The 16867-nt window shown below is 68.2% G+C and carries 16 protein-coding genes and 1 pseudogene; 6 read left to right on the top strand and 11 right to left on the bottom strand.

What is annotated here, in order from left to right; genetic code table 11:
* The first annotated feature begins 138 nt into the window (after positions 1-138).
* The 6 genes from Q8O26_RS12785 to Q8O26_RS12760 all read left to right on the top strand — a co-directional run bounded on the left by Q8O26_RS12785 (position 139) and on the right by Q8O26_RS12760 (position 6888).
* Positions 139-993 carry an ABC transporter ATP-binding protein gene (locus Q8O26_RS12785; protein ID WP_305576160.1) on the top strand — a complete coding sequence of 285 codons (855 nt, stop codon included), beginning with the start codon at positions 139-141 and terminating at the stop codon, positions 991-993.
* Positions 993-1877: a branched-chain amino acid ABC transporter permease gene (locus Q8O26_RS12780; protein ID WP_305576158.1), complete on the top strand. Its 885-nt coding sequence runs from the start codon at positions 993-995 to the stop codon at positions 1875-1877. Before Q8O26_RS12785 ends, Q8O26_RS12780 begins: the two co-directional genes overlap by 1 nt.
* A complete protein-coding gene (locus Q8O26_RS12775) occupies positions 1877-2920 on the top strand; it encodes a branched-chain amino acid ABC transporter permease (RefSeq protein ID WP_305576156.1) in 1044 nt (347 codons plus the stop codon). The genes Q8O26_RS12780 and Q8O26_RS12775 overlap by 1 nt, the downstream gene beginning before the upstream one ends.
* 55 nt (positions 2921-2975) lie before the next feature.
* Entirely contained in the window at positions 2976-4157 is a 1182-nt protein-coding gene (locus Q8O26_RS12770; RefSeq protein WP_305576155.1) for an ABC transporter substrate-binding protein, read from the top strand.
* 65 nt (positions 4158-4222) lie between these two features.
* Complete coding sequence (locus tag Q8O26_RS12765) at positions 4223-5026, top strand: ABC transporter ATP-binding protein (RefSeq protein ID WP_305576153.1); 804 nt, start codon at positions 4223-4225, stop codon at positions 5024-5026.
* Complete coding sequence (locus Q8O26_RS12760; protein ID WP_305576151.1) at positions 5023-6888, top strand: long-chain fatty acid--CoA ligase; 1866 nt, start codon at positions 5023-5025, stop codon at positions 6886-6888. Before Q8O26_RS12765 ends, Q8O26_RS12760 begins: the two co-directional genes overlap by 4 nt.
* A 265-nt stretch (positions 6889-7153) precedes the next feature.
* Here Q8O26_RS12760 and Q8O26_RS12755 read toward each other — a convergent pair whose 3' ends face one another.
* From Q8O26_RS12755 to Q8O26_RS12705, 11 genes and pseudogenes are all read right to left on the bottom strand, one after another.
* On the bottom strand, positions 7154-8170 hold the full coding sequence (locus Q8O26_RS12755; protein WP_305576149.1) for a zinc-dependent alcohol dehydrogenase family protein: 1017 nt from the start codon (positions 8168-8170) through the stop codon (positions 7154-7156).
* A 38-nt stretch (positions 8171-8208) separates the two neighbouring features.
* The gene (locus Q8O26_RS12750) at positions 8209-9135 is read right to left on the bottom strand and encodes a hypothetical protein (RefSeq protein WP_305576148.1); all 927 of its coding nucleotides are present in this window, start codon (positions 9133-9135) and stop codon (positions 8209-8211) included.
* 67 nt (positions 9136-9202) lie between these two features.
* Positions 9203-9664 (bottom strand): DUF1178 family protein, encoded by a 462-nt coding sequence (locus tag Q8O26_RS12745; RefSeq protein WP_305576146.1) that lies wholly within the window; start codon positions 9662-9664, stop codon positions 9203-9205.
* The gene (locus Q8O26_RS12740) at positions 9661-10509 is read right to left on the bottom strand and encodes a carbon-nitrogen hydrolase family protein (RefSeq protein ID WP_305576144.1); all 849 of its coding nucleotides are present in this window, start codon (positions 10507-10509) and stop codon (positions 9661-9663) included. The genes Q8O26_RS12745 and Q8O26_RS12740 overlap by 4 nt, the downstream gene beginning before the upstream one ends.
* A gap of 3 nt (positions 10510-10512) precedes the next feature.
* Entirely contained in the window at positions 10513-10770 is a 258-nt protein-coding gene (grxC, locus tag Q8O26_RS12735; RefSeq protein WP_305576142.1) for a glutaredoxin 3, read from the bottom strand.
* Between the two features lie 30 nt (positions 10771-10800).
* Positions 10801-11520 (bottom strand): ComF family protein, encoded by a 720-nt coding sequence (locus Q8O26_RS12730; RefSeq protein WP_305576140.1) that lies wholly within the window; start codon positions 11518-11520, stop codon positions 10801-10803.
* Between the two features lie 183 nt (positions 11521-11703).
* Complete coding sequence (trxA, locus tag Q8O26_RS12725; protein ID WP_305576138.1) at positions 11704-12027, bottom strand: thioredoxin; 324 nt, start codon at positions 12025-12027, stop codon at positions 11704-11706.
* A gap of 111 nt (positions 12028-12138) precedes the next feature.
* A complete protein-coding gene (locus Q8O26_RS12720) occupies positions 12139-13302 on the bottom strand; it encodes a benzoate/H(+) symporter BenE family transporter (RefSeq protein WP_305576136.1) in 1164 nt (387 codons plus the stop codon).
* A 284-nt stretch (positions 13303-13586) separates the two neighbouring features.
* A complete protein-coding gene (gene ahcY / locus Q8O26_RS12715) occupies positions 13587-14999 on the bottom strand; it encodes an adenosylhomocysteinase (RefSeq protein ID WP_305576134.1) in 1413 nt (470 codons plus the stop codon).
* A gap of 677 nt (positions 15000-15676) precedes the next feature.
* Positions 15677-16408, bottom strand: coding sequence for an ABC transporter ATP-binding protein (locus Q8O26_RS12710; protein WP_305576133.1), 732 nt, complete (start codon positions 16406-16408; stop codon positions 15677-15679).
* Positions 16408-16867: pseudogene (locus Q8O26_RS12705) on the bottom strand (hypothetical protein); the annotation flags it as partial. The pseudogene Q8O26_RS12705 and the gene Q8O26_RS12710, both read right to left, overlap by 1 nt.

The raw sequence follows: 16867 nt of genomic DNA, 5'->3' as shown, positions 1-16867 counted from the left end.
ATTCGGCGCAACTCACATTGACCTCGCCGTACCCATGAGTAGGTTGCCAGCAAGGAACGGGTCTCGCGGCCCGCGCAGGAACGCATCGGTGTCGAAGACGGCTGAAGCCGCGCGGCACTTCCAGGGGAGGAATTGGCGGTGTCGCCATCACATTCGGCCGCGCCCGTGCGGCCGCCCGCCGCCCGTCTCGACGTCGAGAACCTGTCGCTGCAGTTCGGCGGGGTGAAGGCGCTCGACGGCATCGACCTGCATGTCGAGCCCGGTTCCATCACGGCCCTGATCGGCCCGAACGGGGCCGGCAAGACCTCGGCCTTCAACGCCATCTCCGGCTTCTACCGGCCGAAGACCGGGACAGTGAAGCTCGACGGCGTCGACATCACCCAGGTCCCGGCCCGTGACCGCGCCAAGCTCGGCCTCGCCCGCACCTTCCAGAACATCGCGCTGTTCCGCGGCATGACCGTGCTCGACAACATCAAGCTCGGCCGCCACGCCCATCTGACCTCCGGCGTCTTCGGCGCCTTCCTCTATTGGGGCAAGACCCGGCGCGAGGAGATGGAGCTGCGCGCCGAGATCGAGCGCGACGTCATCGACTTCCTCGAGCTCGACCATATCCGCAACGTGCCGGTGGCGATCCTGCCCTACGGCCTGCAGAAGAAGGTCGAACTCGCCCGGGCGCTGGCCATGCGCCCGCGCATCCTCATGCTCGACGAGCCCGTCGCCGGCATGAACCGCGAGGAGACCGAGGACATGGCCCGCGCCATCCTCGACGTGCGCGACGAATGGGGCGTCACCGTGCTGCTCGTCGAGCACGACATGGGCATGGTCATGGACATTTCCGACCATGTCTGCGTGCTGAACTTCGGCCGCCGCATCGCCGCCGGCTCGCCGACCGAGGTGCGCAACAACCCCGACGTGATCAAGGCCTATCTCGGCGGCTCCGGCGATCCGCGCAAGGCTGCTCTCGACGGCGCCGCAATGGGCGAGGTGGCGTGATGGCCGTGGAATTCATCGACATCGTCGAGACCAGCCTCGCCGGTATCGGCACCGGTTCGCTCATGGCGCTGACCGGGGTCGCCTTCGTCATCATCTACAAGGCCACCAAGGTCATCAATCTGGCCATCGGCGAGATGCTGATGATCGGCGCCTTCGTCTTCTACGGCTTTTCGGCGGGCCTCTCGCTGCCGATCTGGGCCTCGGTGCCGCTGACGCTGGCGGTGGCCGCCGTCATCGGCGGGCTGATCGAGCGGACGATGATCCGCCCGCTCCTCAAGGACAATCCGGTCTCGGTCTTCATGGTGACGATCGGCCTGACCTCGGTGCTGATCGGCGTCGTCGAGCTCGTCTGGTCGGCCGAGCCGCGCCGCCTGCCGGAATTCCTGCCCTCGCAGCCGGTCCTCTTCGGCGAGGTCTTCATTCCCTCGAAGACGGCCTATTCCTTCGTCATCGCCGCGGCGGCGATGGCGGTGCTGATCACGGTCTTCTCGTTCTGGCGCGGCGGCATCGCGCTGCGCGCCACGGCCACCGACCGCGCGGCGGCCTCCTCCGTCGGCATCGACGTGCCCGGGGTCTTCTCCTTCTCCTGGATGCTGGCCGCCGTCGTCGCGGCGCTGGCCGGCATCCTCGTCGGCTCGGTCGGCGGCATCTCCTCGGCGATGGGCCTGTTCGGCCTGTCGGTCTTCGTCGTGGTCATCGTCGGCGGCCTCGACTCGATCCTCGGCGCCCTCATCGCCGGCCTCTTCATCGGCTGGCTCGAAGCCATGGTCGGCCGCTTCATGGGCGGCGAGTTCAAGCTTCTCGCCACCTTCACCATCCTGCTCGTCGTGCTGGTGGTCAGGCCCTACGGCCTGTTCGGCACCCACGAGATCGAGAGGCTCTGATGCGCGTCGGTACCGCCAAGGAGAGCTACGCGGCCGACGAGGGGCTGTTCAAGACCGACACCCAGAAGGTCTGGTTCGGCCTGCTGCTCGCAGGGCTCGTCCTGTTTCCGCTGAACGGCTCGAACTACTGGATGTTCCTCGCCGTGCTGGTGATGATCAACGTCATCTCCACCACCGGCCTCAACATCCTCACCGGCTATACCGGCCAGGTCAGCCTCGGCCATGCCGCCTTCATGGCGGTCGGCGCCTATACGGTGGCCTTCTTCGACGGCCGCTTCGACACGCCGGTCCTGCTCAATCTCGTCCTCGCCGGCGCCGTCGCTGCCGGCATCGGCTATCTCGTCGGCCTGCCCTCGCTGCGCATCAAGGGTCTCTACCTCGCCATCGCGACGCTCGCCGCCGCCGTCATCCTCGGCTTCGTCTTCCTCAACTGGACGCCGGTGACCGGCGGCCTGCGCGGCCTCAACGTGCCCACCGCCACCATCGCCGGGATCGAGCTGGCGACGCCGGACCGGCTCTACTGGCTGGTCATGCCCATCACCGTGATCATGGTGCTGGCGGCCAAGAACCTCTTCCGCAGCCGCGTCGGCCGCGCCTTCATCGCCATCCGCGACCGCGACATCTCGGCGGAGATCATCGGCATCTCGCTGCTCAAGTACAAGCTGATGAGCTTCGCCATCTCGTCCTTCTATGCGGGCGTCGCCGGCGGCCTCTGGGCCTATCTCTTCCGCGTCGTCACGCCGGAGAGCTTCCCGGCGCTCGCCTCCATCTTCTTCCTCGCCGCCGTCATCGTCGGCGGGGCCGGCACCATCGTCGGCGGGATTTTCGGGGCCGTCTTCATGACGCTCATCCCGGAATTCCTGAAGCTCTCGGCCACGGCCCTTGTGCCCTGGTTCCCCGACGCATCCATCTATCTTGCCCCGGTCCGCAACATCATCTTCGGACTGCTCATCATCGGCTTCCTCATCTTCGAACCCATGGGGCTCGCGGAGATGTGGCGCAGGACGCGCCGCTACTTCGCCCTCTGGCCGTTCAGGACGTGAGCCCAAGACACAAGAACCGCCGCCAAGGCGGGATCCAACCCCAGAGGAGACAACCATGACCCGTCTGACCCGCCGTGCATTCCACCAGCTCGGCCTCGGCGCCGCCCTCGTCTCGACCGCGAGCGGCCGCGCCTTTGCCCAGGCCCCCGAAATCGTCATCGGCGCCGCCAACCCGATGTCCGGCGTCTTCGCCTTCGCCGGCGTCGAGGGCTTCGAGGGCGGCCGCGACCATTTCGAGTTCGTCAACCGCGCCGGCGGCGTCGCCGGCCGCCGCATCCGCTATGTCAACGAGGATTCCGGCTACCGCGTCGACAATGCCGTCGCCATCTTCACCCGCATCACCTCGCAGCATCAGACGCCGGTCTTCTTCGGTGATTCGACCGGCTTCCAGAAGGCCATCAATCCGGAGCTGAACCGCCGCGGCACCACCGTCATGGGCGGCGCCTCCTTCGCCTCCGAGATCGACAATGCGCAGGCCTTCCCGAACCAGTGGATCCCCGGTCCCAACTATTCGGACCAGATGCGCGTGCTGCTGCGCTACATCGCCGCCCAGAAGAAGGGCGCCTCGGTGGTCTTCGTCCATTCCGACACCGAGTTCGGCCGTGACCCGATCGCTGCCGCCGAGGCCGAAGCCAAGCGCCTCGAGCTCAATGTGGTGGAGAAGATCGTCACGCAGCCGGGTTCGGTCGACGTCTCGGGCGATGTCCTCAAGATCCGCCGTCGCAACCCCGACTTCGTCATCTTCCACGGCTATGTGCTGCAGCCGATCCCGGAATTCATGGCCCAGGCCCGCCAGGCCGGCATGACCTCGAAGTTCATGGGCACGTTCTACTCCACCGACACCGTGCTGATGAACCGCGCCGGCGCTGCCGCCGACGGCTATATGGGCGTCTCCTGCTACAACTTCGACGCCGATGCCAAGGGCGTCCAGGTCGAGGCGATCCGGGCCGCCAATGTCGGCAAGACCCGCACCCACGCCTATTACCAGGGCTGGACCAACGCCATGCTGGCCATCGAGGTGCTGCGCCGCACCCTCGGCGCCAACGAGGAGCTGAACGTCGTCAACATGATGAAGCACGCCCGCGCGCTGAAGAACTACGATACCGGCGGCATCTTCGGCGTGCCGGTCTCGATGGTGAACAACTCCTTCCCGCATGGCCGCGTCTACCAGTACAGCGCCGCCGACAAGATGCTGAAGCCGGCCTCCGACTGGATCACCATCACGGCCAGCGCCTGATCCCGGCAGGGGCGGTCGCCGCGCGCGGCCGCCCCGCCATCCCATCTCCAGTGCCCGAGGGCCCCATGGCGACGACCGGCGACCTCATTCTCGAGGTGAACAACATCGAGGTGGTCTACAGCAAGGCGATCCAGGCCCTGCGCGGCCTGTCGCTCGCCGTGCCGAAGGGCAAGATCGTCGCCCTCCTCGGTTCCAACGGTGCCGGCAAGTCGACCGTGCTCAAGGCCGTGTCGGCGCTCCTTCCGATGGAGAACGGCCTCGTCACCGAGGGGCGGATCAGGTTCGACGGCGAGACCGTCGAGCAGAGCGCGCCGCACAAGCTGGTCCGCCGCGGCCTGTTCCACGTCATGGAAGGCCGGCGCATCTTCGGCGACCTGACGGTCGAGGAGAACCTCACCGCCGCAACCTATGCCCTGACCGGCCGTTCCGGCGTCACGCCGGACTTCGACATCGTCTACCGCTACTTCCCGCGCCTCGCCGAGCGGCGCAAGTCTATTGCCGGCTATCTGTCGGGTGGCGAACAGCAGATGCTGGCCATCGGCCGCGCCCTGGTCGCCAAGCCCCGCGTCATCCTCCTCGACGAGCCCTCGCTCGGCCTCGCGCCGCTGCTGGTGGAGGAGATCTTCGGCATCATCGCCCGCATCAATGCCGAGGAGGGCGTCTCCATGCTCCTCGTCGAGCAGAACGCCTCCGTCGCCCTCTCCATCGCCCACTATGGCTACATCATGGAGACCGGGCGCATCGTCATCGACGGGCCGACCGAGAAGCTGATCGCGGATCGCGACGTGCAGGAATTCTATCTCGGTCTCGCCCACAAGAGCTATCGCGACATCAAGCACTACAAGAGGCGCAAGAGGTGGCTGTCATGACCGCAACCGTCCTTCCGCTGGACATGGCCCGCGAGGCGGCGAGCCCTGCGGCGGCCGATCCCGCAGCCGCCCTGCCGCCGCTCTCGGTCGTGCAGATGCTGAAGAAACACGCGGTCGAGCGCGGGGCTGAGATCGCCCTCCGGCAGAAGCGCTTCGGCATCTGGCGTCCGACGACCTTTGCCGACTACTGGCTGCGGTCGTGCCATCTCGCCCTCGGCTTCCGCGCCGTCGGCCTCGAACCCAGGGGCCATATCGGCATCATCTCCGAGAACCGCATCGAATGGGTGCTGTCGCAGATGGGCGCCGGCGTCCTCGGCGCCGTCACGGTCGGCGTCTATCCGACCAGCCCGGCCAACGAAGTCGCCTATGTGCTCGACCATGCCGACTGCACCATCGTCGTCTGCGAGGACCAGGAGCAGATCGACAAGGTGGTGGAGGCGCGCGCCGACCTGCCCAAGGTCAGGAAGATCATCGCCCTCGAGGACCGCGGCCTCGCCGGCTACGAGCCGGGCCTGGTCATGACCTTCGATGCGGTGGAGGCGCTGGGCCGCGCCGAGTACGAGAAGAACCCCGCGATCATCGACGACCTGATGCGCGACCATCGGCTCTCCGACATTGCTCTATTGATCTATACCTCTGGATCAACCGGCAAGCCGAAGGGTGCCATGCTCTCCTTCAGCAACATCCGCGCCGGCGCCAACGGCCTTATCGACCGCTACGGCATCGGCACGGGCTGGACGGCGCTGTCCTATCTGCCGCTCTGCCACGTGGCGGAACAGGCGACCACGGTCTTCGGGCCGCTCTATGCCGGCAGCAGGGTCGATTTCGGCGAGTCGCTGCGCACGGTCCAGGAGGACCTGCGCGAGGTGGGTCCCACCAGCTTCCTGGGCGTGCCGCGCATCTGGGAGAAGATGCATTCGGGCATCCGCGTGAAGATGTACGAGGCGCGTCCGGTCCAGAAATGGCTGTACAAGACCGCCTTCGACCGCTGCGCGCCCTTCGCCGACAAGCCCCGGTCGCAATGGACGCTCGCCGAGCGGGCAACCTATGCCCTCGCCTATGTCACGGTGTTCCGCGCCCTGAAGAACGCCATCGGCCTGACCCGCTGCCGCATCGCCTTCACCGGCGCGGCGCCGATCTCGCCCGAGGTCATCCGCTTCTTCCGCACCATCGGCGTGCCGCTGGTCGAGATCTACGGCATGACCGAAACCTCGGGCGGTATCCTCGGCCAGACGCTCGACGACGTCGTCGTCGGCACGGTCGGCAAGCCGATGAAGGGCACGCAGGTCCAGCTCGCCGAGGACGGCGAGATCATGGCGCGCGGCGCCACCATCTTCGAGGGCTATTACAAGAACGAGGAGGCCACCCGTCAGACCATCGTCGACGGCTGGCTGCGCACCGGCGACGTCGCCGAGATGCAGGGCGGCCACTTCAAGGTCATCGACCGCAAGAAGGACATCATGATCACCGCCGGCGGCAAGAACCTGTCGCCCACCGAGATCGAGCATGCGGTGAAGCTCAGCCCCTTCATCAAGGAATGCATCGTCTTTGGCGACCGCCAGAAATATGTCGCGGCGCTGATCCAGATCGACATGGACACGGTCGGCAAATGGGCCGAGATGAAGGGCATCGCCTTCACCAACTACAAGAACCTGTCGCAGGCGCCCGAGGTCGTTGACCTCGTCCAGCAGGCCGTCGACAAGGCCAATGAGACCATCGCCCAGGTCGCCAACATCCGCCGCTTCGAGATCCTCGACAAGGAACTCGACCACGACGACGGCGAGGTCACCGCCACGATGAAGGTGCGCCGCAAGGCCATCGAGGCGAAATATGCCGAGGCCATCAAGCGCCTCTACGCGTGATGCGGCGGGCGCCCTGTGGGGTGTCCGTCCGGAGCAAGACTCGGCACGAGCGGACATCGAAACGAGGCCCCACCCTTACCCTCCCCGCTGCGCGGGGAGGGGGACTATGACGTCCCGCTTCCATTCTACCGGTCGCGCCTGGCGCCAGGGATGACGGGATGGGCCGCCGTGGAAGTCCCCCTCCCCGCGCAGCGGGGAGGGTCAGGGTGGGGCCTCTGAACAGCGGCGCTCCCGAACGGGGCGATGAGGCAACAGCTCCCTGCCGTCACACCCCCGCCGCGACGCCCGCCGGCGTCACCATCAGCACCTTGCCGGTCCGGCCGCTTTCGCCTGCCAGCGCCATGGCCCGCGCCGCTTCCGCCATGGGCACCACCTCCGCCACCGGCGTCGTCAGCGTGCCCTCGGCCATGCCGCGGGCGATCCGGCCATAGGTCTCGGCGATGCGCGCCCGGCCGGCATCCTGGAACCAGTGGATCAGCCAGAAGCCCTTCAGCGTGATCTTGCGGAAGATCAGGTGCTGGGCGTCGATCCGGCACTGCTCGCCGGAGAGCAGCCCGTAGTTGACCACGGTGCCGCCGTCGGCGAGGGCCCCGGCCATGACGCCGGTCGCAGCCCCGCCGATCGCGTCGATGGCGAGCTTCACCGGCGCGCCGCCGGTCGCCTCCTGCACCCGCTTGCGGAAGGCGCGGGGGTCCTCCAGCGCATCGGCGAGCACGGCTGTGCCGCCGGCCTCCCTCACACCCGCCACCGCGCCGTCGCGGCGCACCACGTTCAGCGTCTTGATCCCCCGCTGCGCCGCGAGCTTGACCAGGAAGGTGCCGACGGCGGAATTCGCCGCGTTCTGCATCAGCCAGTCGCCGGGCGCTAGCGCCACCTGATCCGACAGCAGCGCCTCGGCGGTGGCCGGATTGCCCTTCAGCATGGCGGCTTGGCTGAGGTCGATGTCGACGGGCAGTTTCATCACCAGCCCGGCCTTCATCGTCACCCGCTCGACCCAGCAATTGAGGATCATCGGCGAGACGATGTCGCCGACGGCGAGGCCGCTGACGCCCTCGCCCACAGCCGCGATGCGGCCCACCGCCTCGCCGCCGGGAATGAAGGGCAGCGGCGGCCGCGACGTGCCGTAGAGACCCTGGATCTGCAGGAGGTCGGAGGGATTGATGTTGAGCACCAGCATCTCCACCGTCACCTCGCCGGGGCCGGGCGGCGCCGGCTCGGGCATCTCCTTCAGGCGGATGGTGGCGGCGGGATCGCCGAACCCTTCGATGACGATGGCGTGCATGGCGTTCTTCCCCCGCGGCGCGGCCGCTCGTTGGTGTCTCAGTCGGCGAAACCGATGAAGCGATAGTCCGGCGCCGAAGTGTTGTGCCGGCTCGGCACCGCCCGCGTCAGCTTCATCTCGATGCCCTCGCCGCCGCGGAAATCCATGACCGGGGCCTCCTGCCAGCGGTTGGCGCCGGCCGCCCGCCATTCGACGCGGGCACCGTCGGCATTGGTCTCCGTCACATACATGGAGCGCAGGCCGGTGAAGGGGCCACCGGTCACGGGCCGCTCCAGCGTCACGTCGAGCGCGACCCGCACCCGGTCGATCTCCGCCACCTTGACCGTGGCGCTGCCACCGGCCCGGAAGCTCAGCTGGAAGGTCATCGTCGCGGGGTCGAAGCGGATGGCCGAGAGGTTCACCACCGGCCGCTGCATCACCTCGATCGGGCCGATCAGCGCCGAGGTGCCGTAGACGATGTCCGGCAGATGCGCCGGCGGCCGCGGCTTCAGCCGCCAGTAGCCGTCGACCGGATACATGACCAGGAACTCGTAGGGTGCCGCGGTGCCCTCCTTGAGGAAGAGCTGGAACAGGTGGAAGCCGCTCTCGGTGCGCGAACCGACCGTCACCGGCACCTGTTCGGGCCGCCAGAACTTGTCGAAGGTGATGCCGACGACCTTGAGCCGGTCGTCCTCGTGCATGACCACCGTGCGCGGCGTGAAGCGGAAATCGGCCTTGTCGGTGATGGTGCAGTCGGTGAAGTCCGGCGCCGTGATGTCCTGCACGATCGTGCCGATCACCGCCGGATGGGTCGCCTCGACCCGGAAGCGCCGCACCGACGGGCTGTGCAGCCTGAGGTCGACATTGTCCTCCTCGGCGCAGAGCGTCGCCACGCTCTCATTGGCGATGCGGACACTCGCGGGGGCGGCGAGGGCCGGGCTGGCGACAAGGGCGAGGAAGGCGGCGGCGAGCAGGGGACGATGCATGGGAGAGCTCCTTGGGCCTACCGCCTAGCAGGCCACGCCGCCGCGGCAAAGCCCGCCCGGTGCCGCATCAGTTGCGGTCGTCGGGCAGCACCGGCAGGGCATGGAACTCGATGCCTTCCTCGGCGAGCTCGCGGGCCTCGTCGGGGCTCGCCCGGCCATAGATCGACCGGTGTTCGGTCTCGCCGTAATGGATCTTGCGCGCCTCCTCGGCGAAGCGCTCGCCGACCGGATCGGCGTTCTGCACCAGATGCTCACGCAACTCGCGGATCTTGGCGCGCAGCTCCTGTTCGGCCGGCGAGACCATGGCGACGGGGGCGGGCGGCGCGGCGGCAGGCGGCGTCGATTCCGCCGCGGCGCGGCGGTCCTTGCGGGCCACCTGCGGCGCCATCAGCGCCTTGTCGACGCGGGTCGAGCCGCAGACCGGGCAGGCGACGAAGCCCTGCTTGCGCTGCGCCTCATAGCTGTCGGAGGAGGGGAACCAGCTCTCGAACGCATGGGCCTTCTCGCATTGGAGCGCGTAGCGGATCATGGCGCCTCCGCCACGCGGAACACCCGGCCATTCGTCAGCGAGGGAATGCGGCCACGGGTCTCGCCGACCCTGGACGGGTCGATGGCGGCGAGGATCACGCCGGGCTCGTCATGGTCGGCCTCGGCCAGGATGCGGCCCCAGGGGTCGACGATCAGGCTGTGGCCATAGGTCGACCGGCCGCAGGCATGCAGGCCGCCCTGTGCCGCCGCGATCACGAAGGCGCCGTTCTCGATGGCGCGCGAGCGCATCAGCACATGCCAGTGCGCCTCCCCCGTCGGCACGGTGAAGGAGGAGGGGATGGCCATGACCCCGGCGCCCTGCTCGGCGAGCTTCCGGTAGAGATGGGGAAAGCGCAGGTCGTAGCAGATGGTGACGCCGAGCCGCATCCACGGCAGGTCCGCCGTCACCGCCACGTCGCCGGGCGCATAGGCCGCCGATTCCCGGTAGGTCTGGCCGTTGGGCAGGTTGACGTCGAACATGTGGATCTTGTCATAGGCGGCGACCACCTCGCCGTCGGGCGAGATGAGATAGGCCCGGTTCGCCGCCTGTTTCTCGCCGATGCGGATGGCGAGCGACCCGATATGCAGCCAGATGCCGAGCGCCATGGCCTCGGCCTGGAACAGCGGGATCGACGGATCCTCCGCCTCGGAGCGGATCGCCTCAAAGAATTTCGGCCGGTCCGGCTGCAGGATATTGGTCATTTCCGGCGTCTGGACATAATCCGCCCCGGCCCGCGCCGCCTCGCGGATCAGGGCGATGGCCTGATCGACGCTCGGCTTGACCGCGACGTCCGCGCGCATCTGCACGCAGGCCGCCGTGAAGGATCCGCCCATCGCTTCGGCCATGGTTCAGGCCGCGATCATCGGGTCGAGCTTGCCGGCGCCGTCCAGCGCATGGATGTCGTCGCAGCCGCCCACATGTTTGCCGCCGATGAAGATCTGCGGCACCGTGGTCCGGCCGCCGGCCTTCTGGATCATCTCGGCGCGCCGGTCCGGATGTTTCTGGATGTCCACCTCGGTGAAGGCGGCGCCCTTCTTGCGCAGCAGCTCCTTGGCGGCGTGGCAATAGGGGCAGTAATCCTTGGTGTAGACGACGATTTCCGGCATCGCGGCTTCCGTGGCGGTGGTGGCAGGCCCTCAGATATGGACCGCGAAAGGCCCCTCCACAACCCTCGCCGCGGTCAGCACGTCGATGCGGGCCGCACCTGCCCGTCTCAGCACCCGGCAGCAGGCCTCGATGGTCGCCCCCGTGGTCAGGACGTCGTCCACCAGCACCAGCCGCTTGCCGCGCACCCAGCCCTTGCGGTCCTCGGCGATGCGGAAGGCGCCGGTGACATTGTCCAGCCGCTGCGCCCGCGTCAGCCCCACCTGATGGCGGGTGCGGCGGACGCGCCTGAGCAGCAGCGCCTCATTGGCGAGGCCGGTCTGCGCCGCCATGTGGCGGGAGAGCTCGGCCGCCTGGTTGAACCGCCGGGCCACGAGCCGCGTCCAGTGCAGCGGCACCGGCACCAGCGCATCGGCATCGATCAGCAGGTCGCGTCCGGCCCGCACCATCCAGCCGGACAGTGCCACCGCCACTTCCAGCCGGTCGCCATATTTCAGCGCATGGATCAGCGCCCGGCCGACATCGTCGAAGCGGAACACCGCCCGCGCCCGGTCGAAGGCCGGCGGCTGGGCGATGGCGGCCGGCGACAGCGCGCCGGGGCCGAGATCGAAGGCGAGCGGCGTGCCGAGCCGCTCGCAGACCGGGGCGGTGATGAAGGCGACGCCTTTCCAGCAATGGGGACAGAGGGCGTGGTGGCTGCCGACGGGATTGCGGCAGGCGATGCAGAGCGGCGGCAGCAGCCAGTCAAGCACCCGCGCCCCGCCGTTCGCGAGGCGCCGGCGGATCGGGGGAGGGGGAAGCGTGTCGCTCTCGACAGTCACCCCGTCAGGCTGTCACGGCGCGGGGGCCTTCGGCAGTCGGAGAAATCCGGGGCCGCATACGAAAAAGCCGCCGGAAACCGGCGGCTTTCGCGAGACGGGGAGGGCAGAGGCCGGTCAGGCGTGGCCGGAGATCCACTGCTTCAAGGCCGCCTGCGGCGAGGCGCCGGTCTTGCGGTCGACCATCTGGCCGCCCTTGAAGATCATCAGCGTCGGGATCGACATGATCCCGTAGTTCGACGCGATCTTCGGGTTCTCGTCGACATTGACCTTCACGATCTTCACCTTGTCGCCCATCTCGGCCGAGATGGCGTCGAGGGCGGGAGCGATCATGCGGCAGGGGCCGCACCAGGGGGCCCAGAAATCGACAACGACCGGCGTGTCCGACTGGATGACGTCGGCGTCGAAGGATGCGTCGGTGGTGGCGGCGACAGCGCCCATGGTGGTTCTCCTGGTGGGTCCGGAGGAATCGGAACGTTGCCGTCAAGGTAAGCGCCGGACGCCCCCTGTTCAAGGCGCGGGCATGGGATGTTCACCGCCTCGTGACGCGCCTCACGCTTTCGACATGGCCTGCCAGCCCCGCTCGACCGCATAGGCCAGGAGCCCGATCGCGAGGCCCCAGAAGGCGGCGCCGACGCCGGCGACCGTCACCCCCGAGGCCGCCACCGCGAAGGTCAGCAGCGCCGGAAAGCGCGTCCGCGCCTCGCCCATGGCGACCGCCAGCGAGCCCATCAGCGCGCCGCTCAGGGCAAGTCCGGCGATGGTCGTGATCAGCGCCTTGGGCATGGCGGCGAACAGCGCCACGAAGGGGCCGGCAAAGGCGGCGAAGAGGATGAAGGCGAGGCCGTAGACGATGCCGGCCGGCCAGCGCTTCGCCGGGTCGGGATGGGAATCTGGCCCCGCCGCGATGGCCGCGGTGATGGCGGCGAGGTTCGAGGGGTGGGCGCCGAAGGGCGCCGAGACCAGCGAGACGAACCCGGTCGTGGCGATGATCGGCCCGACCTTGGGGTCATAGCCGTTGGCCCTGAGCACGGCGATGCCGGGCAGGTTCTGTCCCGCCATGGTGACGAGATAGAGCGGCACGCCGAGGCCGATGAGCACCGCCGGCGCGAAGACCGGGTTGGTCCATTCCAGATGGGCGAGGCCGAGATCGGTCGGCAGCGGCCCGGCGAGCCCCATCGCATAGGTCAGGGCCACGCCGGCCACGACGACCACCAGCATGGCGCTCGCCGGATGGGCGAGGCGCATGACGAGGAAGATCGCCACCAGCGGCAGGACGAGCCAGGGGGCGCCGGGCGCGACCAGCGCCACGTCCATGACGAACCTGACGAGGATGCCGGCGAGCATGGCCGCGGCGATGGCGGCGGGCAGCCGTGCCACCCAGTCGCCCAGCGGCTTGACGAGGCCGGTGAGGATGATGAGCCCGGCGGCCAGCACGAAGGCGCCGACCGCCTCGGGAAAGGCGATGCCGGACGAGGCGCCGATCAGCGCCGCACCCGGCGTCGACCAGGCGAGCACGATCGGGATGCGGTAGCGCCAGGTCAGCGCCATGCCGCCGAGCGCCTTGGCGAGCGATACGGCGGCAAGCCAGGAGATTGTCTGCGCCGGCGTCGCCCCGACGGCCTGCGCCGCCGCGATGACCAGCGCCACCGTGCCGGCGAAGCCGACGAGGGGGGCGATGATGCCGGCGGCGAGGGTGGAGAGGGTCAGGGGCATGGCGGGTCTTGTCTATGGCGCTGCATCAGTCCAGTGCGTCCTTCGAGGGCCGCTGTCGCTCCCACCTCAGGATGAGGACGGGAAAGAAGGGCACCCTGGTTGAGCAAGCCGGAACGGCCGCGCTTCAACAGACATCGATGCCATGCACACCATCCCACATCCTGAGGTGCGAGAGAGCGAAGCGAACGAGCCTCGAAGGACGCAATTCCCCGATGCAGCTCGCCCGAAACAAAAAAGGCCCGGCGCGAGGCCGGGCCTTTCTGTCGCAAAGCCGAAGCCTGCGATCAATAGCGGTAGTGGTCGGACTTGAACGGGCCCGTCTCCGGCACGCCGATATAGGAGGCCTGGTCGGGGCGCAGCTTGGTCAGCTTCACGCCGATCTTTTCCAGATGCAGCATGGCCACCTTCTCATCGAGGTGCTTGGGCAGCGTGTAGACCTTGTTCTCGTACTTGCCGGGGTTCGTCCACAGCTCGATCTGGGCGATCGTCTGGTTGGTGAACGAGGCCGACATGACGAAGGACGGATGACCCATGGCGTTGCCGAGGTTCACCAGGCGACCCTCCGACAGGAGGATGATGCGCTTGCCGGACGACATCTCGATCTCGTCGACCTGCGGCTTGATGTTGTTCCACTTGAAGTTCTTCAGGCCGGCGACCTGAATCTCGTTGTCGAAGTGGCCGATGTTGCAGACGATCGCCCGGTCCTTCATGCCGCGCATGTGGTCGACCGTGATGATGTCCTTGTTGCCGGTGGCGGTGACATAGATGTCGGCGCGCGGCAGGGCGTCCTCGATGGTGACGACCTCGTAGCCTTCCATCGCCGCCTGCAGGGCGCAGATCGGATCGACTTCGGAGACGAGCACGCGGCAGCCGGCCTGGCGGAGCGAGGCGGCCGAACCCTTGCCGACATCGCCGAAGCCGGCGACGAAGGCGACCTTGCCCGACATCATGACGTCGGTGCCGCGACGGATCGCGTCGACCAGCGATTCACGGCAGCCGTAGAGATTGTCGAACTTCGACTTGGTGACGCTGTCGTTGACGTTGATCGCCGGGAACAGCAGCTTGCCGGCTGCGGCCAGCTGATACAGGCGGTTGACGCCCGTGGTGGTCTCTTCCGACACGCCCTTGATCGACTTGGCGAGCTCGGCGAACCAGCCCTTCGGCTTCTCGGCCAGCTTCTTCTTCAGGAGCGCGAAGAAGATCACTTCCTCGTCGGATTCCGGCTTGTCGAGGAAGGCGGTGTCGCCGTTCTCGGCGCGCAGGCCGAGATGGACGAACATGGTGGCGTCGCCGCCGTCGTCGAGGATCATGTTCGGAAAACCGCCGCCGTGCCAGTCGAACAGCTTGGCGGTGTAGTCCCAGTACTCGGTCAGCGTCTCGCCCTTGTAGGCGAAGACCGGGATGCCGGCGGCGGCGATGGCGGCGGCGGCATGGTCCTGGGTCGAGTAGATGTTGCAGGACACCCAGCGGATGTCGGCGCCGAGAGCCTTCAGGGTCTCGATCAGCACCGCGGTCTGGATGGTCATGTGCAGCGAGCCGGCGATGCGGGCGCCCTTCAGCGGCTGCGAGGCGCCGAACTCGGCGCGCGTCGCCATCAGGCCCGGCATTTCGGTTTCGGCGAGGTCGATCTCCTTGCGGCCGAACGGAGCGAGCGAGATGTCCTGGACGATGAAGTCGTTGCCTTGGTCGAGAGCCATGGGTTCCTCGGAAGTGCGCAGGGCCGGCGGAATGACCGGCTTGTCGCGCGGGGCTGTAGCACGGGGACCGGCGGGAGGCAATAAAGACATAAAGATTTCTTTATGTGTGGGAGTGAGGTGGTGAACGGAGGGTGAGAGGGGCGGGCGCGTGCGGGGCGCCGCCTCCACCTCTCTCCGGCGGGGAGAGGTGGGACACCGCCCTCTCCGTCATGGCCGGGCTTGCCCCGGGCATCCACGACTTGAACACGACGATGGAGATGGAATTCGTGGATGCCCGGCACGAGGCCGGGCATGACGGTGGAGGTTCGTGAACTGGGCCTGAATGACGCGAATGGCTGAACCTTCGCCGAAGAAGGCCCCACCCGCACCCTCCCCACGCTGCGCGTGGAGAGGGGACTATGACGTTCCGCTCCCCCTGGATCGGCTGGGCCTGGCCCTACCGGTACCCCATCCGGTGACGCTCTGAACGCCCTCCCGCCGGGATCGGCTGGGCCTGGCTCCGCCGGCGCCCGCAGGGCGCGACGTCGTAGTCCCCCTCTCCTTGGAGCGGAGCGACAAGGGGAGGGTGCGGGTGGGGCCGTGAGGAACCATGGCCCTCTCCGGTGATGGAAAGTCGTTCGTGGAGGCCGGGCATGACGGTGGAGGGTACGGCGTCCTGGTGAGGAGCGATGACCCCCTCACGCCACCTCGTCCACCAGTTCCCCCAGCGCCTTGGCCGCATCCAGCGGCTCCTGCCGCGTGTCGGACAGCACCTTGCCGTCGCGGAACCGCACCACCCGTCCGGCGAAACTCGCCACGTCAGCCTCATGCGTCACGATGAGCACCGTCATGCCCCGCCGGTTGAGGTCCTGGAACAGCGCCATGATCTCCAGCGAGGTGCGGCTGTCGAGGGCGCCGGTGGGCTCGTCCGCCAGCAGCACCTTCGGCCGGTTGACCAGGGCGCGGGCGATGGCGACGCGCTGCTGCTGGCCGCCCGAGAGCTGGGTCGGCAGGTGGTGGACCCGCTCGGCGAGGCCGACATTGCCGAGGGCCTCCTCGGCGCGGATGCGGCGCTCGCGGCGGGCGACGCCGGCATAGACCATCGGCAGCGCCACATTGGCCAGGGCGTCCTGGCGGTCGAGCAGGTTGAACTGCTGGAAGACGAAGCCGATCTTGCGGTTGCGCACGTCGGCGAGGGCATCGGCCGACATGGCCGAGACCTCCTCGCCGTCGAGCACGTAGCGGCCGGCCGTCGGCCGGTCGAGGCATCCCACCAGGTTCAAGAAGGTCGACTTGCCGGAGCCAGACGGCCCCATGACGGCGACGAACTCGCCTTCCTCGACCTTCACGGACACGCCGGCCAGCGCCGTGACCACCTGGTCGCCGAGCGTGTAGTGGCGGGCGAGATCGGTGGTGTCGATCAGCGCCATCAGAACATCCGGAAGCCGCGCGACGCCGGCGCCGCCCCTGGCGCCTGGCCGGTGCCGATGATCAGCTCGCGTCCCGGTTCCAGGTCGCCGGTCAGCACCTCGGTCATGGCGCCGTCGGAAATACCGAGGCGCAGCGCCACCGCCTGCGGCTGGCCGTCGGCTCCGACCACGAAGACGCGCCCGGGCATGCCGCCATCGGCGCTCCTGGCGCCGTCGTAACGGGCGCGGATGTCGGCGAAGGCCTTGCGCTGGTCGGCCGTCAGCGCGGCGTCGATCCGGCGGGCCATGTCGGCGCGGATCTCGCGCATGCGCGTCACGCGCTGGGCGCGGTCCATCGACGGGTCCGAAAGGCTGCGGAACTGCGGGCGCACCTCGGCGACGATGGCGTCGATCCGCTCCTTCTGGTCCGCCGAGAGCGACAGTTCCGTCTTCAGCGTCTCGATGAACTCGCCGATCTGG

This window comes from Phreatobacter sp., from assembly GCF_030691135.1.
Taxonomy (GTDB): Bacteria; Pseudomonadota; Alphaproteobacteria; order Rhizobiales; family Phreatobacteraceae; genus Phreatobacter.
This window is presented reverse-complemented; position numbering and strand designations above follow the sequence as displayed.

Coding starts and splice junctions, on each gene's coding strand:
- Q8O26_RS12770 (WP_305576155.1), top strand. CDS start 2,976: ATGACCCGTCTGACCCGCCGTGCATTCCACCAGCTCGGCCTCGGCGCC.
- grxC (WP_305576142.1), bottom strand. CDS start 10,770: ATGCCGGAAATCGTCGTCTACACCAAGGATTACTGCCCCTATTGCCAC.
- Q8O26_RS12710 (WP_305576133.1), bottom strand. CDS start 16,408: ATGGCGCTGATCGACACCACCGATCTCGCCCGCCACTACACGCTCGGC.
- Q8O26_RS12750 (WP_305576148.1), bottom strand. CDS start 9,135: ATGCATCGTCCCCTGCTCGCCGCCGCCTTCCTCGCCCTTGTCGCCAGC.
- Q8O26_RS12755 (WP_305576149.1), bottom strand. CDS start 8,170: ATGCACGCCATCGTCATCGAAGGGTTCGGCGATCCCGCCGCCACCATC.
- Q8O26_RS12760 (WP_305576151.1), top strand. CDS start 5,023: ATGACCGCAACCGTCCTTCCGCTGGACATGGCCCGCGAGGCGGCGAGC.
- Q8O26_RS12720 (WP_305576136.1), bottom strand. CDS start 13,302: ATGCCCCTGACCCTCTCCACCCTCGCCGCCGGCATCATCGCCCCCCTC.
- Q8O26_RS12765 (WP_305576153.1), top strand. CDS start 4,223: ATGGCGACGACCGGCGACCTCATTCTCGAGGTGAACAACATCGAGGTG.
- Q8O26_RS12745 (WP_305576146.1), bottom strand. CDS start 9,664: ATGATCCGCTACGCGCTCCAATGCGAGAAGGCCCATGCGTTCGAGAGC.
- trxA (WP_305576138.1), bottom strand. CDS start 12,027: ATGGGCGCTGTCGCCGCCACCACCGACGCATCCTTCGACGCCGACGTC.
- Q8O26_RS12780 (WP_305576158.1), top strand. CDS start 993: ATGGCCGTGGAATTCATCGACATCGTCGAGACCAGCCTCGCCGGTATC.
- ahcY (WP_305576134.1), bottom strand. CDS start 14,999: ATGGCTCTCGACCAAGGCAACGACTTCATCGTCCAGGACATCTCGCTC.
- Q8O26_RS12775 (WP_305576156.1), top strand. CDS start 1,877: ATGCGCGTCGGTACCGCCAAGGAGAGCTACGCGGCCGACGAGGGGCTG.
- Q8O26_RS12740 (WP_305576144.1), bottom strand. CDS start 10,509: ATGGCCGAAGCGATGGGCGGATCCTTCACGGCGGCCTGCGTGCAGATG.